This window comes from Ochrobactrum sp. SFR4 (genome assembly GCF_019730395.1).
Classification (GTDB): domain Bacteria; phylum Pseudomonadota; class Alphaproteobacteria; order Rhizobiales; family Rhizobiaceae; genus Pseudochrobactrum.
Window position 1 is genome coordinate 322,637 of record NZ_JAAPBB010000002.1, and the last position, 22,920, is coordinate 345,556.

A 22,920-nucleotide genomic window follows, 5' to 3' on the forward strand; every position below is an offset into this window, starting at 1 on the left:
GTGGGAACCGCCTTCGCGGGGAAATCAGTTCGCCGGACTGATTTCTTTTCCCACTTCGATGCGTTCGGAAATGCGTGAAAATAATAAAGCCAGAGCGTTTCAGACGATTCTATCGTAGCTGGGACTACTCTGGCTGCAATTCGCAGGGGGCTGCTGTCTGTTGCTCACAGTTGTAAGCGGTTATAGAACATTCAGAATGAATCAATTTGGCTGTAGAAGGGTCTGACACTTGACTTTTCGTGGCCAAAATGCGCTTGTCCGACAACATAAAAATCAGATTTTATCTGCGATTTTACGTTTCTTTACACTCTTCTGAAGGCAGAAAACATGCATCGTTACCGCAGCCATACCTGCGAAGCCCTCCGCAAGTCGGATGTCGGCCAGACAGTTCGTCTTTCCGGCTGGGTTCATCGTGTCCGCGATCACGGCGGTATTCTCTTTATCGATATTCGCGACCACTATGGTTTGACCCAGATCGTTGCTGATCCGGAAAGCCCGGCATTTAAAGTTGCTGAAACCGTTCGCGGTGAATGGGTGATCCGCGTTGACGGTGAAGTAACCGCCCGTGCTGATGAGGCTGTAAATCCGAATTTGCCAACCGGTGAAATCGAAATCGTTGCCAAAGAGATCGAAGTTCTGGCTGCTGCCAAGGAGCTGCCTCTGCCGGTATTCGGTGAGCCGGACTATCCGGAAGATATCCGTCTGAAATACCGCTTCCTCGATCTGCGCCGCGACACGCTGCACAAAAACATCATGAAGCGCACCAAGATCATTGCATCTATGCGTCGTCATATGAACGAGATCGGTTTCAACGAATTTACGACACCGATCCTGACCGCTTCTTCACCTGAAGGCGCGCGCGACTTCCTCGTGCCGAGCCGTATTCACGAAGGTCAGTTCTACGCGCTGCCACAGGCACCGCAGCAATATAAGCAGCTGTTGATGGTGGCTGGTTTCGACCGCTATTTCCAGATCGCACCTTGCTTCCGCGATGAAGATCCGCGTGCAGACCGTCTGCCGGGTGAGTTCTACCAGCTCGATCTTGAAATGAGCTTTGTCACTCAGGAAGAAGTCTGGGAGACAATGGAACCGGTTATGCGCGGCATTTTCGAAGAATTTGCTGAAGGCAAGCCGGTAACCCAGCAGTTCCGTCGCATTGCTTATGATGACGCGATCCGCACCTATGGTTCGGATAAGCCTGATCTGCGTAACCCGATTGAAATGCAGGCCGTGACCGGTCACTTTGCCGGTTCCGGTTTCAAAGTGTTCGCAAACATGATCGCTAATGATCCTAAGGTTGAAGTATGGGCTATCCCTGCGAAAACCGGTGGTTCGCGCGCTTTCTGTGATCGCATGAACTCATGGGCGCAGGGTGAAGGTCAGCCGGGTCTCGGCTATATCTTCTGGCGTAAAGAAGGCGATAAGCTTGAGGGTGCAGGCCCGATTGCCAAGAATATCGGTGAAGAACGCGTTGAAGCGATCCGTACCCAGATGGGTCTGGAAGATGGTGATGCCTGCTTCTTCGTGGCTGGTCTGCCGTCGAAATTCTACAAATTTGCCGGCGATGCCCGTAACCGCGCAGGTGAAGAACTGAACCTCACAGACCGTGATCGTTTCGAACTGGCCTGGATCATCGACTTCCCGTTCTATGAGTGGGATGAAGACAACAAGAAGCTCGACTTCGCGCATAACCCGTTCTCCATGCCGCAGGGTGGTCTGGAAGCGCTGGAAACGAAGGATCCGTTGTCGCTCAAAGCCTATCAGTACGATCTGGTTTGTAACGGTTTTGAAATCGCATCCGGTTCGATCCGTAACCAGCTGCCGGAAGTTATGGTCAAAGCCTTTGAACTGGTTGGTTTGAGCCAGCAGGATGTGGAAGATCGCTTCGGCGGCCTCTACCGTGCATTCCAGTATGGCGCGCCTCCGCATGGCGGCATGGCCGCCGGTATCGACCGTGTGGTTATGTTGCTCGTTGGTGCGAAAAATCTGCGCGATATCTCGCTGTTCCCGATGAACCAGCAGGCTGTTGATCTGCTGATGGGCGCACCGGCAGAAGTTACACCGGCTCAGCTGCGTGATCTGCATATCCGTGTGAACCCGATCAAAAAAGACTGATCTGTTTCAGGGTTAAATATTAAAAACGCCGCGTCTTAACGGACGCGGCGTTTTTTATTGCGCAATGTTCAGGCAATAAAAAACCCGGCTAAAAGCCGGGTTTCTTGTTCAGTTCAGAAGAACTTACTGGTTGGCAGTCAGTTTAACAGCCAGCAGGTCCAGAAGCTTCTTAGGGTCAGCAGTTGCAGTTGCTGCGATCAGAGCGAAGGAAACAGGCGCTTCCGGCTTTGCAGCAATTGTCAGAGACTTAGGATCGTCAAAATAGGTGTTGACGGCAGTCGTTGCCTGCATGGCGAAATCCGCATGGCCGAGATAGCCAACCATGATCGGCGCAATGCCTTTGATCTGGTTGACCATGTCTTCCTTGGAGATACCCTGCTGCTTGGCATAATAGTCGAGCAGTTTAGGGGTGAGGGATGAATCGTCATAGCGGATAGCCATGTTGCTGATCGAAAGCTGCTGGATCAGACCGAGCATTGCCATACCGGCTGCATCGGAATTTTCCTTATTTGCACTCATTTCAGCGCTGGCCTGCTGTACGGATTTGATGAATTTTGCATCATAGCCGCCAAGCTTCATTGTGGTGTCGAATTTGCCGACATCCTTGACGTCAAATTCCATTTTGTCGATGGCCAGATCGCCTTTTTCCGGTTCCCATGAACCAGTGGAGGTTACTGCCATGCTCAGCTGTTTGTAGCCAAGGTCGATCATCGGATTTGGTGTTTGCGAAGCTTCATCATTGCCGGCGCTTGCATCCGCACCTTTGCGCAGTGCATCCATTTTCTCGATGTCGAGATCAATGGACTTGATACCAAAGCTCATCGAGACCGGTGTGCCTTTTGTATAAGGGGATGAGCTGGCATAAATATCTTTCATGCTGACCATGTCCTCACCATCTTCGTTGATGGTAAAGCTGTCGGCCTTCATGGTTTGATAATACAGCATTTTGACAACAGGATCCTGTTCGTCATCTGCTGCGAGATAGAGTTTGCCGATTTCAACGCCCTTCAGAGTGAAGGTGCTCTTGTCGTCTTTTTTCTCAAAATCCTGCAGGGTTGCTGTTTCTGCGGTGTAGGCACCTTTGTCGTTTTCAGCAACATCTGTCAGAACAATGTCACCAACGGTGAAACTGCCCATTTCAGCGGATTTGAAATCGATTTTTGTGTCGCGCAGGGTAACAGTTGAACCGTCGGTGTCGACTTTGCCGAACTCGATTTTTGTACCCTGTTCTTCAAAGCGAGCCTGCAGACGCTTGGCTACATCATTTCCGTCCAGTGCATAAGCTGAACCAGCAAAGATCACAGTGAGTGCTGTAGCAACGGAAAGAGTGCGGGCTGCGGTATATAGCGGTTTCATAACCGGCATCAGAGGCTCCTTAAGTGTTGACCTGAATATTACATACGAAATACTGTCATTGCCTAATAACATGGCAATTTTGTCATTTTCGTAACAGCCCGTTTATTTTACTGCAAGTCACACTTGAGGATGATCGAAAATCTGTTGTCATTATCGTTGTATTTTTGACGAAATAACGAGAATAATGCGGAAAACCGGCCTATTCACTGTGTGTAAACGCATCCTGACTTGCCGCAGAATCAGCCGCTTGCTAACCATATTCCATGGGAAATAATTTGATTCCGCCTTCAGGCGGCGACGATCACGTTGAAACAGTTGATCTGAAATCGGCGCTCGAAGAGCGCTACCTTGCCTATGCGCTGTCCACGATCATGCATCGTGCGCTGCCGGATGTGCGCGATGGTCTGAAGCCGGTTCACCGCCGCATCATGCATGCCATGCGTCTGCTGCGTCTTAATCCGGGCAGCTCTTACGCGAAATGCGCGCGTATTGTCGGTGACGTGATGGGTAAGTTCCACCCTCACGGCGATGCTTCTATTTATGATGCGCTGGCGCGACTGGCGCAGGATTTTGCCGTGCGCTATCCGCTGGTAGACGGGCAGGGCAACTTCGGCAATATTGACGGTGATAATCCGGCGGCTATGCGTTACACCGAAGCACGCATGACCGAAGTGGCGTCACTGCTGCTTGAAGGTATTACAGAAAACGCCATCGATTTTCGTCCGACTTATAATGAGGAAGACGAAGAACCGGTCGTTCTGCCCGGTGCTTTTCCTAACCTTCTCGCAAACGGCTCCTCCGGTATTGCTGTAGGTATGGCCACCAATATTCCGCCGCATAATGTGGCGGAGCTGTGTGATGCCGCGCTGCTGCTGATCCGCAATCCGCAGGCAACAGTTGAAGAACTGGTGCAAATTGTTCAGGGACCTGATCTTCCGACCGGCGGTGTGTTGGTTGAGCCAAAAGAGAATATTCTTGAGGCTTATCGCACAGGCCGCGGCGCATTCCGCGTGCGTGCGAAATGGGAGAAGGAAGATCTCGGTCGTGGTACATGGGTGGTGGTGATTACGGAAATTCCGTATCAGGTGCAGAAGTCACGCCTGATTGAGAAAATCGCTGAACTGCTGCTGGCGAAGAAATTGCCGTTGCTCGACGATATCCGTGATGAATCGGCTGAAGATATCCGTATCGTACTGGAGCCGAAGAACCGTACAGTTGATCCTGAATTGCTGATGGAATCGCTGTTCAAGCTCACCGAGCTTGAAAGCCGCATTTCGCTGAATATGAACGTGCTTTCCCATGGCAAAGTGCCGAATGTTCTCTCGCTGGGTGGTGTGCTGAAAGAATGGCTGGAACATCGTAAGGAAGTTCTGCAGCGCCGTTCACAATTCCGGCTTAATGAGATTGAAAAGCGGCTGGAAATTCTGGGCGGTTATCTGATTGCCTATCTCAATCTGGATGAGGTTATCCGCATCATCCGTGAAGAGGATGAGCCGAAACAGGAACTGATGCGCACCTTCAGCCTGACAGACATGCAGGCTGAGTCGATCCTCAATATGCGCCTGCGTTCTCTGCGCAAGCTGGAAGAATTTGAAATCCGTAAAGAGTTTGACGGGCTGACACTTGAAAAAGCGCAGCTTGAAGAATTGCTTGGTTCGGAAATCAAGCAGTGGAAGGCGATCAGCGGCGAAATCAAAAAGGTTCGCGAGACCTACGGGCCTGAAACACCGTTGGGTAAGCGCCGCACGCAATTTGCCGAAGCGCCGAGCCATGATCTGGAAGATATTCATCAGGCGATGATCGAGCGCGAGCCGGTCACGATTGTGGTATCAGAAAAAGGCTGGATGCGCGCCATGAAGGGACATCTGGCAGATTTCTCCAGCCTGTCCTTTAAAGAGGGCGATAAACTGCAGCTGGCTTTCCATGCCGAAACCACGGATAAGATTGTTGTTGCAACGACCGGTGGTAAGTTCTTCACCATCGGAGCCAATACTTTGCCGGGTGGTCGCGGCCATGGGGAGCCCATCCGTATCATGGTCGATATGGACAATGATCAGGATATTCTGACCGCTTTTGTTCATGATGCATCCGCGAAATTGCTACTGGCCTCTCATGAGGGCTATGGCTTCATGATTAGCGAAAGCGAAGTCATTGCCAATACCCGTAAGGGTAAGCAGATCATGAATGTGAAACTGCCGGATGAGATGAAAATCTGTCAGCGTGTGACCGGTGATACCATGGCTGTTGTCGGTGAAAACCGCAAAATGCTGGTATTCCCGCTGTCCGAGCTGCCGGAACTCGCGCGTGGTAAAGGTGTACGTCTGCAGAAATACAAAGACGGCGGTGTGTCCGACATCCGCAGCTTTGCTATCGAGCAGGGGCTGACATGGCAGGATTCCGCTGACCGCACATTCACACGCAGTAAAGAAGAATTGCTGGAATGGACGGGCGCGCGCGCTTCTGCCGGACGTATGGTGCCGAAGGGTTTCCCGCGCACCGGTAAATTCACATCGTAAAATTTGATCAGAACGGTTTCTTGTAGGGATGAAACCGTTCTGATTGCCGATAAACCAATGGGAAGAAACCTTTAGCCATGCCTGCTGAATCAAAATATCAGGTGCTGCATCAGATTCCGGATGTGCAGACTTATTGTCATTTACGTGCTGCAAGCGGCCTGAGTGCAAAAACAAATGACGCAGCCGAGCGCGGTCTGAAGAATTCATTATTCGCTGTGCAGATTGCTGATGGTGATCAGATTATCGGCATGGGACGCGTCATCGGTGACGGCGGCACAACCTATCAGGTTTGCGATATTGCGGTTCTGCCTGACTATCAGGGGCAGGGACTTGGCAAGCGGATTATGCTTGAGATCAAAGCCTATCTGGATGAACATGCGCCGGAGAGTGCCTATGTCAGCCTGATTGCTGATGGTCCGGCGCAACATCTCTATGCACAATACGGCTTTGCGCCGGTTGCGCCTGCTTCAATCGGCATGGCGTTTAAGGTTGGTCGCAAGGCTTAAATCCGCTTCAGTCCTGATACCATCACTCTGAGATGAATCTTATTGTGAGAGTATTTTCTTAATATACTGAAATGGTTTTATAATTTTAAAAGATAAAAGCCCTTTTGAGGAGACGGGTGTCTTGGCAAGAGGGCTTTTATAGATCGGCAAGCAATTGCTCAATTGTGTTGAGTGAAGACCGGACAACCTGCGGATTGGTATTTCGATAATATGGCAGGGCGATCACGGCCATGGATAGTGCCCAGCCTTGAGCTCGTTTCCACGCAGCATCGTCAGCTTTGACGGCCTCACGGAAAACCGCACGGCTGTCAGTGGTCAGAAAATTCCAGGCAACCATCATATCACATGCGGGATCACCAACGCCGAGGCCGCCAAAATCAATGACCGCGCTGATACGCCCATTGCGAACCAGCAGATTGCCTGCGTGAATGTCGCCGTGGATCCAGACAGGCGCATATCTCCATTCGTCTGCTTTCAGTGCTTGTTGCCAAAGAGAGAGAGCGGCTTTGGTGTTGATCATGTCATGTATCTGGTCAAGCGCTGTAAGATATTGCTCATTTCTGTTTTGTAGCGGAACACCACGATAAAAATTATGTTCGCCCGGAACAGGGCCGTCTGTTGCATTCAAAGACTGCAAATCATTGATGAAGCATGCCAATGTTACGGCCGCCTGATGAAAATCAGAAACTGTAGCTTCTATGGCATTCTTACCTTCACGCCACTGACAGACTGACCATGGATAAGGGAAATCTGTGGCAGGTACACCATTGGCCAATGGCAGTGGAATTTCACAATGCAGATGCGGAGCAATGACAGGTAGCCAGCGCTGTTCTTTAAGAATCTGCACTGCTGCTTCCGGACGTTGCGGAAGGCGGACAACCAGATCATCACCAAGCCTGTACATGGAATTATCGGTACCCGCGCTGAAAACTTCTTTCAGCGGTAAATTTTGCCATTGCGGAAACTGGGAGGCAATCAAGCGCTGTATTAGCGTCAGATCGGTTTTAATCTTATTGGCATGCATAACAGGTTTTGCTTTGTCCGGTTATTGTCAGTTGCGGAACTGATATAATGATAAAATCCGTTATTCCGCAATTTCCGTACGCAGCCATCCATTGGTTGTGAGATGCTCCTGCGGTTTGAAGCGGGTTTTATAATGCATCTTTTCAGAACCGTTGACCCAGTAGCCCAAATAAACATGCGGCAGGCCAAGCGCATTGCAGCGCATAATATGGTCGAGAATAATATAGGTACCGAGTGAGCGGTCAGCCAGTTCCGGATTGAAGAACGAATAGACCATCGACACGCCGTCGCCCATCACATCGGTGAGGGCGGCAGCAATCAGCGGACCTTCGCCTTTGCCTGTAATCATCGTATCAGCGCCACGCATACGATATTCGATGATCTGCGTGTTCACATGGCTGTCCTCAACCATCATCGCATAATCAAGCACGGACATTTCCGACATGCCGCCATTATGATGACGGTGATTAAGATAATCATGGAAAAGGGAATATTGCTCGGAACTCGGCTCAGCTTTATTGGCAAAGCCGATGAGATCCTGATTACGTTTCCAGATGCGGCGCATGGAGCGCGTCATCTGAAATTCACCGGCGAGAATTCGCACGGACACGCAGGCATTGCAGCTTTCACAGGCGGGGCGATAGGCGATATTTTGCGAACGCCGGAAACCGGCCTGTGTCAGCAGATCATTGAGTTCCGGCGCACGGCTGCCAACCAGATGTGTAAAAACCTTCCGCTCTGCGCGATTGTCCAGATACGGACATTCAGACGGGGCGGTGAGATAAAATTGCTGCGGTTGCGGTTGATGTTGTGTCATGTTTCGCCTGTCAAAACGCAATAAAGACGAATTGTAAAATTCCCGTCTGTAATTGTGCAGTTAAAGGCCTGCAGAGTGGTTAATAATAATTGAAAACGAAGATATGTAAAATCCCGCTTTTGTGATTGAGCGCGCGGGGCGCACCGTTGGGCGCACAAAACTCGCTCTAGAGCGGGTTACATCCAGATTGGATCACAGCACTCGCTCTAGATTCTTTAGTTTGTCGCATTTCATAGCGCATAAAGGGCGATAAAAAAGCTGGTAAAGAAAACAGCGCGGAGATACCCGCGCTGTTCACGTTCAGCTTGTCATCTTGTTACGGATTGGTACGGACAATCACCGCGCCGAGCAGCATATCATGTACGCCGCGTTTGTAATCCAGAAACAGAGTTGCCAGCAGGATCAACGGGGTGAGCACTGCGCAGGAAGCCCAGAACAAGACCGAGTGAACCACTGCAAACAGACCGTCGACCTGATGGCCGTCCATACGCTCGATGCGAATACCCATCATCCGCATACCTGTGGTGGCTTTATTACGTCCGCCGACTGTAAAATATACATAAGGCAGCGCCACCAGCGGCAGCAGGATGCCATAGAGCATCCAACCCAGACCCAGGGTCAGAATACCCAGAAAAGCGATGACGATCGCGACAGGGATACACAGCAAAAGCACAATGAAATAGTCGATCGCAAAGGCGAATACACGTCTGGTGCGCACACCTTCATACAGGCGGCGGTCTTCAAAACGCGGCAGAACAATATCATTATGGATTGTTCGGTCATTCATCGGCTTATGGTTTCTCCTTTTAAACTTACAATCAGGGAGATAGGAAGCCGCAGTACCGATTTCAAGATTGCCCGCCGGTAAGCCCTCTGCCGGTAAGCCTTCTGAATGCAATACGAAATAAAAAGCACATTTTGCCTGAGGCTGAATGCGCTTTTATAAAAACATAGACGGGATCAGGCGTTTTTGAGTTTCTCAGCCACTTCCAGAGCGAAATAAGTGAGAATACCGTCGCAACCGGCGCGTTTGAATGCCAGCAGGCTTTCCAGCATCACTTTCTCTTCGTCGATCCAGCCATTCTGACCGGCAGCTTTGATCATCGCATATTCACCGGAGACCTGATAGGCGAAGGTCGGCAGGGCAAACTGGCTTTTGATACGGTGGATAATATCGAGATAAGGCAGGCCCGGCTTGACCATCAGCATATCCGCGCCTTCCAGCACATCCTGCTCGGCTTCGCGCAGCGCTTCATCCGTATTGGCCGGATCAAGATAATAGGTTTTCTTGTCACCTTTGAGCACACCTGCCGTGCCGATTGCTTCACGATAAGGGCCATAGAATGCAGAGGCGAATTTGGTCGCGTAGGACATAATCGGCAGATGTTGGAAACCATTGGCATCCAGTGCATCGCGGATTGCGCCGATACGGCCATCCATCATATCGGAAGGGGCGATAATATCCGCACCGGCTTCAGCTTGTGCCAGCGCACCGCGCACAACCATCTCAACGGATTCATCATTGAGTATAATACCGTCGCGTAAAATTCCGTCATGGCCGTCCGTGGTGAAAGGATCGAGCGCAGCATCGGTAATAATGCCGATTTCAGGAACTTCCTTTTTGATCGCACGGGTCACCGAATTGATGAGATTGTCAGGATCGGCAATATAAGAGCCGTCCTGCGTTTTAATGTGCGCCGGTTCATTCGGGAAAGGTGCGATGGCCGGAATACCAAGTTTCGCAGCTTTTTCTGCCTGACGCACAGCCATATCCACGGAGTAACGATGAACACCCGGCATTGCGGCAATCGGCGAGGTGACATTGCTGCCCTCACAGACAAAAAACGGCCAGATCAGATCATTGATGCTTAAACTGTTTTCCTGAACCATACGGCGTGACCAGTCGGTACGGCGCGTACGGCGCAAGCGGCGGCTTTGGGTGATCTCATCAATGTTACGCATCATGTCTTTTCCGTATTTCGGCCCATGAAGCTGCAATTTCCTGCAGCGCAGACTTCGATGAGGGAGCCTTAACACCCAAATCGTGGTTACAGCTTGATAAAAACAATTTTTGAGGTGTGAAACATTGCCGCGCTTGCTTTACTCACTTATGAATCATGCTCAATGCGGGAAAGGAAAATCAATGAATAAGGTGCATCAGAGCGGAGGAAGCGGCGTGATGATATCTGATTTCAAGGAAAATTTCGGCGGCGATGATGAAGTTGCTTTTACTATGCAAGGTTCTGCAGGACTGATCCGGCTGACCCGTCCGAAAGCGCTGAATGCCCTGACACACAAAATGGTGCAGGCAATGGAGCGCGCCTTGCTGCATTGGGCCGATGATCCTCAGGTGAAAACTGTGATCGTTGAAGGCGAAGGGCGTGCATTTTGTGCCGGTGGTGATGTTGTGGCTGCCTATCATGCAGGCAGAAACGGTGCGCCTGCTTATGATTTCTTCCAGGATGAATATCGCCTCAACCGCCTCATCGGCTCCTATAAAAAACCTTATATTGCTTTGCTTGACGGCATTACCATGGGGGGCGGTGCCGGAATATCCGTCCATGGCTCACACCGGATTGTGACGGAGAATACGCTGTTTGCCATGCCGGAAAGCGGGATCGGTTTTTTCACCGATGTCGGCGGCAGTGCGTTTTTACCTGCCTTGCCGGACAAGTTCGGCTTTTATCTCGGCTTAACCGGCTCGGCGATCCGCTGGGGAGATTGTTTGCAGAGCGGGATTGCCACTCACGCTTTGAAGGCCGAACAGTTGGCGGAGTTGCGTGCGCGGCTGATCGGCGGTGAACAACCGGATGATATACTCTTGTCTATGCAATCTGATGTGCCGGACTGGGAAATGCCGGAACAGGACAGGGGGCTGATTGCCCGATGCTGTACGGCGGAGAGTGTGGAACAGGTTCTGGCACAATTCTCAACAGCAGGAGAGGCGGGTAGTGAGAAGGCCGCAGCCATTGCGGAACTGCTGGGTAAACGTTCACCAACCAGTCTGAAGGCGATTTTTACACTTTTTCAGGATGCCGAAGCATTTATTCGTGCAAACAGAGAGCTGAGTTACAGCGCGCGCTTGGATAGGCAGATGCAAATAGAGTACGCTCTGGCAGAGATTCTGCTGCAAGGGCATGATTTCTATGCCGGTGTCGGCGCTGTTCTGATCGACAAGACCGGTAATCCGGTATGGAAACCTGCAACATTGGCGCAGGTGCAATTGCCGGACTTTTTTAACGCTTAAAGACAATAAACAAGGGTAATGAGCCGCATGATGGATGATCAGCTGAGATTGCGCACGGGAGATTCAGCCCTGCATAGCTGGTTCATTCTGTTTATCCGGTTTGTCGCGTTGGTTTGTCTTGTCGGCGGTGTTTATTACTGGCTGCGGCTGATCGGTCTTTATCCGGGGCTGTTATGGCGTTTCGATCTGATGCCGTGGCAATGGCAGACAGTTTGTGTGAGTCTCGCGATTGCGCTGCCGATTGTTGCGACGGGGTTGTGGATTCGTGCCTCATGGGGGGCAGTGTTGTGGGTGATTACTGCTGTGGCTCAGGCCTTGATTTACACAGTTTTTGCACGTTTTTTTGAATATTTTCCGGCACTGGCGGCGGTCAATATTGCGTTTCTGCTGATCTATGTCGCTTTTCGTATCGGCCTGTTTTTGCAAGGCAAACGTGCACTGGCAGCGCCTGTTCATTAAAACATGGGTAATGACCGGATTGAGAAAGCCGGTTGTTAACCACTTGTTAGCCCTGTGGCTTAAGCCGAATTTCACCGCTGTTTCTTAAAGTCTCCTCAGGCAAATTTCAGTTTTCTGCGCGCTTCGCATTCGGAGGCGGCGGGCTGATCTTGTGCTTTGGAAAAGCGGAGACAAGCTGCATGCAAACGCAAGAGCCGTTTCAGACATCATTATCCGGTGCCGGATATGCAGGTTCCCGTTCTGCTGAAGGAACAGGCTTGCAGGTTCTGTGTCTGGAGGTTGAGCGGCAGCTGAACCGGCATTATAAGCGGGTTCTGGCATTTTTTGACGATGCTTTTTCCGGTCGGCAGGATTATCCGCTGAATGCCGAACAGGCATTGATGCTGTTTTGTATCAGTCTTGGTCTGCGTGATACCGTCCAGCTTTACCGTATGGTTGAGCCTGTCACATCGCAATCAGTGGTGATGCTGGCAAGTCTGTTTGCACAAGGTTATGCGACCTCCGGTGCGGATGAGACTGCGGCAGGCGGAGCGGATCTGGCTGTTCTTGAGCTCACAGAAAAAGGACAGGCAGTGGCAGACGGCCTCTATGAGCTCTATACTTATGTGTTTCTGGAGACATCGGGCAGGGAAGTGCCGGATGCTGCGCGTTTGGCTTCTATGCATAACTCTTTGAGGCGATTGCAAAAATTCAGTCACATGCATGGCAGAGCTATTGAGCAGTAACACTGGCAATCCTGACAGTTCTGATCGTTGCGAAATGGCCACATTCACTTATTAAGCTTATCTTGTAATAATAATTTTCAGTTTGTGATGAATGCTATGACTTGCCGGAATAGGTGCAGACATGTTTAAGCCACAAAACTGTTTATAGCGGTTAAGTCCGGCAGGATGTTTGTGTATCAGCAACGGATGCAGGTTTAGTCAGTTATACTGCTATTCGGGTTTGTTTTAGTTCCAGAGTTGAAGTTGAGCGCATCCCGAAAAGCGGGACTGTCTCATGCGGCCAGCTATTCCGGTGTGCCACGTTACGGCGGATTGAGGATCAAAGAATGAAGCATAATGTAAAAGACAGCAAAACAACCAAGGCGCTTGACCGCCGTTTGTTTTTGCGGGGCGCTGCCGGTCTGGGACTGGCTGCTTTGTCGGTGCCGGCAGTTTCTTCTGCGGCACTTGCTCAGGCTGTCGGCCTGAATGATGTGCTGTCATCCGGCCGTCGCGGTAACTGGAACGATACATTCGATGCACGCGGCACCGGCGGTGCCAAAGCCATCGCCACCAATCAGCCGATTATGAGCCCGCAGACGCTGAATTATATCAGCGAAGCGATCAATCAGTATAATAATATTGTTGCCAATGGCGGCTGGCCGGTTGTGCCGGGCAATGAGCGCCTGCGTCTCGGCATGAAAAGTCAGGTTGTGCCGATCCTGCGTCAGCGCCTGATGATCTCCGGTGATCTGCCTCAGGGCATCGGTGCTTCCAATTCTTTTGATACTTATGTGGATGCGGCCGTAAAGCGCTTTCAGGCGCGCCACGGTCTGCCTGCTGACGGCGTGATGGGCGATGTGACCTATAAGGCGCTCAATGTCAGCGCCGATGTCCGTCTTGGTCAGTTGAATACTAATCTGCAGCGTCTTGGCTCGCTGGCTAATGTCGATCAGACACGTTTTGTCATGGTCAATATTCCGGCAGCACAGATCGAGGCGATTGAAAATGGCCGCGTAGTACAGCGCCATACCGCAGTTGTCGGTAAGATCGACCGCCAGACACCGATCCTGACTTCAAAAATCCATGAAGTGATCCTCAATCCATACTGGACAGCGCCAAAGTCGATCATCCGCAAGGATATCATTCCTTTGATGCGTAAAGATCCGCAATATCTGACCAAGAACAAGATCCGCCTTTATAATGGTCAGGGACAGGAAGTTCCGCCGGAAACCGTTGACTGGAACACGGAAGATGCAGTGAAGCTGATGTTCCGTCAGGATCCTGGCAAGATCAATGCCATGGCTTCGACCAAGATCAACTTCCATAACAGCCATGCTGTTTATATGCATGACACACCGCAGAAAGGCACTTTCAACAATCTGATGCGTTTCGACTCGTCAGGCTGTATTCGTGTGCAGAATATCCGCGATCTGGATGTGTGGCTGTTGAAAAACACCGGGGGATGGGATCGTCAGACCATCGAAGACACAATTAAGAGCGGTCAGAATAATCCGATTCAGGTGGCTGACCCTGTGGCTCTGTATTTTGTCTATATTTCCGCATGGTCTACCGGTGACGGTATTCCGCAGTTCCGCGATGATATTTACAAGATGGACGGCGCTTCGGAACTGGCTATCGGTACCGCTATCTGATCTTGCACAGCCTGAGGTCGCAATAATGCTGGTGCAGTTCCAAAAAATGTACCAGCCGGATGACCAGGCAGAATACATGATCCCTTAATACTCGTCTGAATTTAAAGCCGCCTTCGGGCGGCTTTTTTTGTATTTAAACGATATAAATGGGACTTTAGCCGTTTTACGTCATGGCATATCGCCTGCTGGCCATGGAGCAGGTGTTACAAGTGTGATATTGCCACCCGACACAGGAGTGAGTTAACCCGTAAACAACATTGAATTTACGTGCTTTTTGTTCTGCATTTTGATATGCGGACAGACATTGAGCGTATCCCGAAAAGCGGGAGCCGGTTTTCGGATAAGATACGCGTCAAAAAATAGCGAGGAATTCCATGACCGTCGCAAACAGGCGGCGGGAGTGGTGTCTGATTGACTTTTGACTGGGAATTTGACTGGGAACCGGAAGGAATAGGATATGTCGCAGGCGAACAGTGCTTCTCTCGAAGCATTCTTTAATAAGGGTCTTGAAGAAGCGGATGCTGAAATTTTCGGCGCAATCCGCAAGGAGCTTGGCCGTCAGCGTCACGAAATCGAGCTGATTGCATCGGAAAATATCGTTTCCCGCGCAGTGCTTGAAGCTCAGGGTTCAATCCTCACCAACAAATATGCCGAAGGTTATCCGGGTAAGCGTTATTATGGCGGCTGCCAGTATGTTGATATCGTTGAAGAACTGGCGATTGAACGTGCGAAGAAACTGTTCGGTGCAGAATTCGTCAACGTGCAGCCAAATTCCGGCAGCCAGATGAATCAGGCTGTATTCCTCGCGCTGTTGCAGCCAGGCGATACATTCATGGGTCTGGATTTGAATTCCGGTGGTCACCTGACCCACGGCTCTCCGGTCAATATGTCCGGTAAATGGTTCAATGTCGTATCCTATGGTGTGCGTGAAGATGACCACCTGCTGGATATGGATGAAGTGGCACGTCTTGCCCGCGAACATAAGCCTAAGCTGATTTTGGCTGGTGGTACTGCCTATTCCCGCATCTGGGACTGGAAGCGTTTCCGTGAAATCGCCGATGAAGTCGGTGCATATCTGATGGTGGATATGGCGCATATTGCCGGTCTGGTTGCTGCCGGTGTTCATCCGTCACCAGTGCCGCATGCTCATGTCTGCACCACCACCACCCACAAATCCCTGCGCGGTCCGCGCGGTGGTATGATCATGACCAATGACGGTGATCTGGCCAAGAAGTTCAATTCGGCTGTATTCCCGGGTCTTCAGGGCGGCCCGCTGATGCACGTGATTGCCGGTAAAGCGGTTGCACTGGCCGAAGCACTGCAGCCTGAATTCAAGCTCTATGCGCAGAATGTTGTGGCAAATGCCAAGGCTCTGGCAGAGAACCTGAAGAAAAATGGTCTAGATATCGTTTCCGGCGGCACCGACAACCATCTGATGCTGGTTGACCTGCGTCCGAAAAATGCGACCGGCAAGCGCGCTGAAGCAGCGTTGGGCCGTGCCAATATCACCACCAACAAAAACGGTATTCCGTTCGATCCTGAGAAGCCTTTTGTGACTTCCGGTATCCGCCTCGGCACGCCGGCCGGTACAACCCGCGGCTTCGGTATCAAGGAATTCGAACAGATTGGTGATATGATCACTGAAGTGCTCGACGGTCTTAAAGCTGCCAATTCCGATGAAGGCAATGCAGCTGTTGAACAGGCTGTTCAGAAGAAAGTTGTGGAGCTGACCGAAGGCTTCCCGATGTATGGCTATCTGGGCTAAGCCGGTTGTGACTATGTTGTAATTTCAGACGCCGCGTATCACATAAGTGTTACGCGGCGTTTTTGTCTGTGCAGCTTGCCGGACATAGCTGATGACAAAGCAGCCTATCTGCTTTAGATAATTTCAATCTGAGTGAATTATAGTCGTTTACAACCTGTCAGGCTGGAATGGCTGCCGTGCTGCAAGGCGCGGTAACAAGTTGAGAGTTTAGCCATGCGCTGTCCGTTTTGTCAGTCTGAAGATACGCAGGTCAAAGATTCCCGTCCGGCGGAAGACGGTTCGGTCATCCGCAGACGTCGCGTCTGTTCTGTATGTGGCGGCAGGTTCACGACATTTGAGCGCGTACAATTGCGCGAACTGATGGTGGTCAAGAAAAGCGGCCGCCGTGTGCCTTTCGACCGCGATAAACTGATGCACTCAGTGCAGGTTGCGCTGCGCAAGCGCGAGGTGGACAGTGACCGCGTGGAACGCGCTGTTTCTGGTATTGTGCGCCAGCTGGAAAGTTCCGGCGAGGTTGAAATTCCGTCGGAAGAGATCGGCCGTCTGGCGATGGAAGCACTGAAGGGCGTGGACGACATTGCCTATATCCGTTTCGCTTCCGTTTATCGCAATTTCAGTGTTGCCAAAGACTTCCACAATGTCATTGATGAGCTTGGCCATCCGGAAAATGCTGCACCGGCAGATAATGAAGAGTAAGGTCAGAGTGCGTAATACACTCTATCTGTTGGCAGATTTCTGCTTTTAAATAAGAATTTGAGGCATGGATGTTCGTTGAACCTGATGCCTCTTGTGAACTGAATGCATCTTGGCAACTGAAAATTATTTCGGGTCAGATGCGTGTTAAAGTAAATAGGTTTTGAATCTGTTTTGCTTAAAGGCAGGCGGTACAAAACACTCCGTACTGGAATTTGGCATATGAATGAACCTCAGAACGCGACAGCCCGTCAGACCCATTCTGGCGAGGGAAGTGCATCGGAGCTTGATAAGCGCTTTATGGCGGCTGCAATCCGCTATTCACGCCGCCATCTTGGTATTACGGGAACCAATCCTTCTGTGGCGACGCTGATTGTAGCGGATAACGGCCACGGGCCGGTGATTGTCGGGCGTGGTGTGACGGCTGAAGGCGGACGTCCGCATGCAGAAACACAGGCGCTGGCTGAAGCCGGAGAACTGGCAAAGGGCGCTACCGCCTATGTCACGCTGGAGCCTTGCGCCCATCACGGCCATACACCGCCTTGCGCATCCGCTCTGGTCACTGCAGGTATCAGGCGTGTGGTTGCTTCGAGCAGCGATCCTGATCCGCGTGTTGCAGGTCGTGGTTATCAGATTTTGCGCGATGCAGGGCTGGAAGTTGTTACCGATGTTTGCCGCGAGCAGGGCGATGATGAACTGGCAGGTTATCTGTCACGCTCTTTCCGCAAGCGTCCGGAAGTGATGCTGAAACTGGCGCTGTCGGTTGACGGCTATGTCGGTTGCGTCGGACGTGGTCAGATTGCCATTACCGGTGCGGTCAGTATTGCGCAGGTGCATATGCGCCGTGCCCAGACCGATGCGATTATGATTGGTGTCGGAACGGTTATAGCGGATGATCCGGTTCTGAATACCCGTTTGCCGGGGCTGCAGGATCGTTCGCCGATCCGCGTTATTCTCGATAGCGAATTGCGTATTCCGCTCACATCCAAACTGGTGCGTTCCGCGCGTCAGGTGCCTTTGTGGATTGCCGCCAGAAATAATGCTGATCCGGCAAAACGCCAGCAGCTGATTGAAGCCGGATGCCGCATTCTGGCGACGGAATGCGAGGATGAAAAAATTGCTCTGCCGGAATTGCTGGATGACCTTGCAGCGCAGGGTATTGCAACAGTCATGGTTGAGGGCGGTGCAGTCGTTGCGCAGGCTTTCCTTGCTCAGGGACTGGTTGATAAGCTGATGATTTTTGACGGCCCGAACCCGATCCTTTCCAACGGAGATGGTCAGGCGCTGGCGGTTGAGGGTTTGCAGGCTTTCATTGATGCGGATTTTGTCAAAACCGGCGAGAGCCATTTTGCGTCAGATGTTTTGAGTGAATACAAGCGCAAAGCAGGTTTTTGATAAGCAGGGAATGAGAAGGATTTCTTATGTTTACAGGCATTGTTACAGATATCGGTGAAGTTGCTGAAATCAGCCCGATGGATGAAGGCGTAAGACTGCGTATTGATACGCATTATGACCCGAAAACCATTGAGATCGGTGCATCTATTGCCTGCTCGGGTGTGTGTCTGACTGTTACCCGTCTGCCGGATATTGAAAGCAATGCCTGCTGGTTTGAAGTGGAAGCATGGGAAGAAGCCCTGCGTCTGACCACGATCAGCGAATGGAAAGCCGGACGCAAAATCAATCTGGAGCGTTCGCTGAAGCTTGGCGATGAAATGGGCGGTCATCTTGTATCCGGCCACGTTGATGCCATGGCGGAAATTATCAATATTCAGCAGGAAGGTGAGGCGGTGCGCTTTACCATCCGCGCACCGGAAGCGCTGGCACCGTTTATTGCGCAGAAGGGCTCGGTGGCACTGGACGGCACATCGCTGACAGTCAATGGCGTCAACGACAATGAATTTGATGTGCTGCTGATCCGCCATTCGCTGGAAGTCACCACATGGGGCACACGTCAGGTCGGCGACAAGATCAATATCGAGATCGACCAGCTGGCACGTTATGCAGCCCGCCTTGCGCAGTTTAAGGCATAAATCTCTTTTTTGTAACAACCGGACGGGATGCCGCTTATCTGCATAAGCGGCATCTTTGTTTTATACGTGCGACAAAATCACTGAAAAGCTGCAAACAGGGATTACTTTTCAACCGCAATGCTGTAGAGCAGCAGTTATTACCGTTCAGGCGTTGCTTTAACTCAGTTGTGCAGACATCGATCTGTCGCAGCAGGGTCTCGCTGTTGTTGCGGGCAAAAAGCATATTGAAAAATGTATGGCTGCTTACATTGTAAGTGCCGCAGGTTTCTATAGAATATGATTTATATACGTTCCCGTAAGCAGCCTGCGCCTGCGGGAAAGGATGCAGTGTTCTTAACCTGAGGCAGTTTCAAATAAACCGCTCTGGTAGTCGTGGATTCAATTGCTTTAAAGGCAGCTGATTATGGAGAATGAGATGACCGGAAATCTGGCCTATCCGCCGCATATTCTGATTGTTGAAGCCCGTTTTTATGATGCGCTTTCTGACGCGCTTCTGGATGGTGCCAAAGCGGCGCTGGATGAAGCCGGTGCGACTTATGATATTGTGACGGTCATGGGCGCACTTGAAGTTCCTGCGGCTATCTCTTTCGCTCTCGATGCCGAAGCCGGCGGTGGCACAGAATATGATGGTTATGTTGCGCTTGGCACTGTCATTCGCGGCGAGACTTATCATTTTGAAATCGTTGCCAATGAATCCTCGCGCGCATTGACAGATCTGTCTGTGGCGGAAAGCATTGCGATCGGTAATGGCATTCTCACTGTTGAAAATGAAGAGCAGGCCTGGGTCCGCGCCAAACGCAGTGAAAAAGACAAGGGCGGTTTTGCAGCGCGCGCTGCCCTGACGATGATTGATTTACAGAAAAAATTTGGAGTCTGATATGACCGCCCCTCATGCGACGCCGCAGAATGCGCCGCGCACCGCCAATAAGCGAGGCGTCGCACGCCTTGCTGCCGTTCAGGCACTGTATCAGATGGAAGTTACCGGCACAGGCGTGCTGGACATTGCTGCCGAATATGAAAATTTCCGTCTTGGCAAAGATATTGACGGTGATCAGTATCTGGAAGCTGACCCGCAATGGTTCCGTGCCATTATTGCCGGTGTGGTTGCCGACCAGCGCGTGCTGGATCCGATGATCCGTCAGTCGCTGACCGAAGACTGGCCGCTGTCACGCCTTGATTCGACCCTGCGTGCGATTTTACGCGCGGGTATTTGGGAATTGCGCACGAAAAAAGAAGTTCCGACAGCTGTTATCGTCTCCGAATATGTAGATATTGCCAAAGCTTTTTACGCAGAAGATGAGCCGAAACTTGTCAATGCTGTGCTGGATCGTCTGGCATTCGAGATTCGTGGTGACAGCCGCGGCACCAGAAAAACACCGCGTTGATGGTGTTTGGCAGGGGTGATTACCTCTGCGGCGTATTTAAAAGCCATCAGAGCCGGTACAATATTGTGCCGGCTTTTTATATTGCCGGTACTTGCTCGGTTCCCGTTTTTAAAACAGGCACTTGACCTTTGTTACAGGCTTTCGCATCCTGCGCACAGAATACCGGAAGACAAGCCTGAAGCATGCTGATCAGACAGATGCTGAATAAACATAATCCTGAAGACTGAAACATCAGAGCAGGATTGTGGGGTAAATCAAACTACCGGACTCTGAATTGAAATAACTGCCCTCTGTTTCTGTCTGAACAGACTGTGAGCATTTTCTGAAGCGCACTCCGCGCTTTAAATGACTGCTGTACCTTGCTCCATGCCGTCCTCCGTTATCGGGAGATAATCCGGTTATTATTCCGGAATTATGAAGGCCGAAGAATAAGGGGAATACGCATGGCAGTTCTCATACTCATTCTTATTTGTGGCATTCTCGCACTGGTCTATGCAGGCTGGGCAATCCGCTCGGTACTGGCATCGGATGCGGGTAATGCGCGGATGCAGGAAATTGCAGGAGCAATCCGCGAGGGTGCACAAGCCTATCTTGCACGTCAGTATATGACGATCTTTTTCGTCGGTGCGGTGGTTTTTCTCATTACATGGTGGTTGCTGGGTGCCTATGCGGCTTTCGGCTTTCTGATCGGGGCGGTTTTGTCCGGCGTGGCCGGCTTTATCGGGATGCATGTCTCCGTGCGCGCCAATGTGCGCACAGCGCAGGCGGCTTCGATGAGTCTGGCAGGAGGGCTGGAGATTGCCTTCCGTGCCGGTGCAGTCACAGGTATGCTGGTGGCAGGTTTGGCACTGCTTGGTGTTGCCGGTTATTACACATGGCTCACGGCAATAATGGGTTATGCCTCCGGTGACCGTGTGGTGATTGATGCCTTGGTGGCGCTTGGCTTCGGTGCTTCGCTGATTTCCATCTTCGCGCGTCTCGGCGGTGGTATTTTCACCAAGGGTGCCGATGTCGGCGGCGATCTGGTCGGCAAGGTTGAGGCCGGTATTCCCGAAGATGACCCGCGCAATCCGGCAACGATTGCCGATAATGTCGGCGATAATGTCGGTGACTGCGCCGGTATGGCTGCGGATTTGTTTGAGACCTATGCGGTGACTGTTGTTGCGACTATGGTGCTGGCGGCGATTTTCTTTGCCGGTACACCATTACTGCCAACGATCATTCTCTATCCGCTGGCTATTTGCGGGCTTTGCATTCTCACATCCGTTGCCGGTACATTCTTTGTGCGGCTCGGTACGGATAATTCCATTATGGGGGCTTTGTATAAGGGGCTGATTGCGACCGGTCTGCTGTCTGTGGCAGGGCTTGCTGTAGCAACCACGCTGACCATCGGCTGGGGTGAGGTCGGTACTGTTGCCGGTATTTCCATCACCGGTACAAACCTGTTCATTTGCGGACTGATTGGTCTGATTGTCACCGGCCTGATTGTGGTGATTACGGAATATTATACCGGCACAAATAAGCGTCCGGTTAATTCTATTGCGCAGGCCTCTGTCAGCGGGCATGGCACCAATGTTATTCAGGGACTGGCCGTATCGCTGGAATCAACGGCATTGCCAGCGATTGTTATCGTGTTCGGTATCATTACCACCTATCAGCTGGCCGGATTGTTCGGCACGGCGATTGCGGTGACAGCGATGCTCGGCATTGCCGGTATGATCGTAGCACTCGACGCCTTTGGCCCTGTAACCGACAATGCCGGTGGTATTGCGGAAATGGCGGGGCTTGATCCGGAGGTGCGCAAGGCAACGGATGCGCTGGATGCGGTAGGCAATACCACTAAGGCGGTAACTAAGGGCTATGCCATCGGCTCGGCCGGTCTTGGTGCCTTGGTATTGTTTGCAGCTTATTCCAATGATTTGGCATTCTTTGCAGCAAACAGTCAGAACTATCCGTATTTCAGTGATATGGGGCCAGTCTCTTTTGATCTCTCCAACCCTTATGTGGTTGCAGGACTGATCTTCGGCGGTCTGATTCCCTATCTGTTTGGCGGTATTGCTATGACGGCAGTCGGTCGTGCTGCGGGATCGGTGGTGCAGGAAGTGCGCCGTCAGTTCCGGGAAAAGCCGGGAATCATGAGCGGTACGGAGCGGCCGGATTATGCCCGCGCGGTGGATATTCTGACCAAAGCTGCGATCCGCGAAATGATTATTCCGTCTTTGTTGCCGGTACTGGCGCCATTGGTGGTTTATTTCGGTGTGCTGCTGATTTCCGGATCCAAGGCTTCCGCATTCGCGGCGCTCGGTGCTTCTCTGCTCGGCGTGATCGTCAATGGTTTGTTTGTGGCGATTTCCATGACCTCCGGCGGCGGCGCATGGGATAATGCCAAGAAGAGCTTTGAAGACGGGTTCACCGATGCAGACGGTGTGAAGCATATGAAGGGCTCGGAAGCGCATAAGGCTTCGGTTACCGGTGATACTGTCGGCGATCCTTATAAGGATACGGCAGGGCCGGCGGTTAATCCGGCAATCAAGATCACCAATATTGTGGCATTGCTGCTGCTTGCAGTACTGGCGCATTAGAGCATTTCACAGTCAAGTTGGATCAACTTGACGTCCGTGATAATGCGGCAAATTAAAGAATCTAGAG

The 22,920-nt window shown here is 51.4% G+C and carries 19 protein-coding genes; 14 read left to right on the top strand and 5 right to left on the bottom strand.

The window, feature by feature from the left end; translation table 11 throughout:
- Positions 1-327 precede the first annotated feature (327 nt).
- A complete protein-coding gene (gene aspS / locus HBA93_RS03880; RefSeq protein WP_221722391.1) occupies positions 328-2,115 on the top strand; it encodes an aspartate--tRNA ligase in 1,788 nt (595 codons plus the stop codon).
- Positions 2,116-2,238: 123 nt separating this feature from the next.
- On the opposite strand, the gene HBA93_RS03885 is transcribed toward aspS, so the two are convergent.
- Positions 2,239-3,480 (bottom strand): aq_1923 C-terminal domain, encoded by a 1,242-nt coding sequence (locus HBA93_RS03885; RefSeq protein WP_121992787.1) that lies wholly within the window; start codon positions 3,478-3,480, stop codon positions 2,239-2,241.
- A gap of 254 nt (positions 3,481-3,734) precedes the next feature.
- Here HBA93_RS03885 and parC point away from each other — a divergent pair, with 254 nt between their 5' ends.
- Both parC and HBA93_RS03895 read left to right on the top strand, forming a co-directional pair.
- Positions 3,735-5,987: a DNA topoisomerase IV subunit A gene (gene parC / locus HBA93_RS03890; protein ID WP_221722392.1), complete on the top strand. Its 2,253-nt coding sequence runs from the start codon at positions 3,735-3,737 to the stop codon at positions 5,985-5,987.
- Between the two features lie 77 nt (positions 5,988-6,064).
- Complete coding sequence (locus tag HBA93_RS03895) at positions 6,065-6,493, top strand: GNAT family N-acetyltransferase (RefSeq protein WP_122092839.1); 429 nt, start codon at positions 6,065-6,067, stop codon at positions 6,491-6,493.
- Positions 6,494-6,629: 136 nt separating this feature from the next.
- On the opposite strand, the gene HBA93_RS03900 is transcribed toward HBA93_RS03895, so the two are convergent.
- The 4 genes from HBA93_RS03900 to hemB form a co-directional block, all read right to left on the bottom strand.
- Positions 6,630-7,517 (bottom strand): aminoglycoside phosphotransferase family protein, encoded by an 888-nt coding sequence (locus tag HBA93_RS03900; RefSeq protein WP_221722393.1) that lies wholly within the window; start codon positions 7,515-7,517, stop codon positions 6,630-6,632.
- Positions 7,518-7,577: 60 nt separating this feature from the next.
- Positions 7,578-8,333, bottom strand: coding sequence for an arginyltransferase (locus HBA93_RS03905; RefSeq protein WP_122092837.1), 756 nt, complete (start codon positions 8,331-8,333; stop codon positions 7,578-7,580).
- 316 nt (positions 8,334-8,649) lie between these two features.
- A complete protein-coding gene (locus HBA93_RS03910; RefSeq protein ID WP_121992782.1) occupies positions 8,650-9,120 on the bottom strand; it encodes an RDD family protein in 471 nt (156 codons plus the stop codon).
- 173 nt (positions 9,121-9,293) lie between these two features.
- Entirely contained in the window at positions 9,294-10,298 is a 1,005-nt protein-coding gene (gene hemB / locus HBA93_RS03915) for a porphobilinogen synthase (RefSeq protein WP_221722394.1), read from the bottom strand.
- Positions 10,299-10,512: 214 nt separating this feature from the next.
- Between hemB and HBA93_RS03920 the strand changes: the two genes are divergently transcribed.
- The 11 genes from HBA93_RS03920 (at position 10,513) to HBA93_RS03970 (ending at position 22,853) form a co-directional block, all read left to right on the top strand.
- Complete coding sequence (locus HBA93_RS03920) at positions 10,513-11,580, top strand: enoyl-CoA hydratase/isomerase family protein (RefSeq protein ID WP_221722440.1); 1,068 nt, start codon at positions 10,513-10,515, stop codon at positions 11,578-11,580.
- 27 nt (positions 11,581-11,607) lie between these two features.
- Positions 11,608-12,039: a DUF6163 family protein gene (locus tag HBA93_RS03925; protein WP_221722395.1), complete on the top strand. Its 432-nt coding sequence runs from the start codon at positions 11,608-11,610 to the stop codon at positions 12,037-12,039.
- Positions 12,040-12,218: 179 nt separating this feature from the next.
- Positions 12,219-12,764 carry a hypothetical protein gene (locus HBA93_RS03930; RefSeq protein WP_121992780.1) on the top strand — a complete coding sequence of 182 codons (546 nt, stop codon included), beginning with the start codon at positions 12,219-12,221 and terminating at the stop codon, positions 12,762-12,764.
- Between the two features lie 326 nt (positions 12,765-13,090).
- Positions 13,091-14,398 carry a L,D-transpeptidase family protein gene (locus HBA93_RS03935; RefSeq protein WP_122092834.1) on the top strand — a complete coding sequence of 436 codons (1,308 nt, stop codon included), beginning with the start codon at positions 13,091-13,093 and terminating at the stop codon, positions 14,396-14,398.
- 457 nt (positions 14,399-14,855) lie between these two features.
- Positions 14,856-16,163 (top strand): serine hydroxymethyltransferase, encoded by a 1,308-nt coding sequence (glyA, locus tag HBA93_RS03940; protein WP_022710481.1) that lies wholly within the window; start codon positions 14,856-14,858, stop codon positions 16,161-16,163.
- A gap of 213 nt (positions 16,164-16,376) precedes the next feature.
- Entirely contained in the window at positions 16,377-16,859 is a 483-nt protein-coding gene (nrdR, locus tag HBA93_RS03945; RefSeq protein ID WP_121992777.1) for a transcriptional regulator NrdR, read from the top strand.
- 219 nt (positions 16,860-17,078) lie between these two features.
- Entirely contained in the window at positions 17,079-18,251 is a 1,173-nt protein-coding gene (gene ribD / locus HBA93_RS03950; RefSeq protein WP_221722396.1) for a bifunctional diaminohydroxyphosphoribosylaminopyrimidine deaminase/5-amino-6-(5-phosphoribosylamino)uracil reductase RibD, read from the top strand.
- A 26-nt stretch (positions 18,252-18,277) separates the two neighbouring features.
- Positions 18,278-18,886 carry a riboflavin synthase gene (locus HBA93_RS03955; RefSeq protein WP_122092832.1) on the top strand — a complete coding sequence of 203 codons (609 nt, stop codon included), beginning with the start codon at positions 18,278-18,280 and terminating at the stop codon, positions 18,884-18,886.
- A 415-nt stretch (positions 18,887-19,301) separates the two neighbouring features.
- On the top strand, positions 19,302-19,763 hold the full coding sequence (locus HBA93_RS03960) for a 6,7-dimethyl-8-ribityllumazine synthase (protein ID WP_221722397.1): 462 nt from the start codon (positions 19,302-19,304) through the stop codon (positions 19,761-19,763).
- A 1-nt stretch (position 19,764) separates the two neighbouring features.
- On the top strand, positions 19,765-20,271 hold the full coding sequence (gene nusB / locus HBA93_RS03965) for a transcription antitermination factor NusB (protein ID WP_121992774.1): 507 nt from the start codon (positions 19,765-19,767) through the stop codon (positions 20,269-20,271).
- 443 nt (positions 20,272-20,714) lie between these two features.
- Positions 20,715-22,853, top strand: a complete 2,139-nt coding sequence (locus HBA93_RS03970) for a sodium-translocating pyrophosphatase (protein ID WP_221722398.1) — start codon at positions 20,715-20,717, stop codon at positions 22,851-22,853.
- The last annotated feature ends 67 nt before the right edge of the window (positions 22,854-22,920 follow it).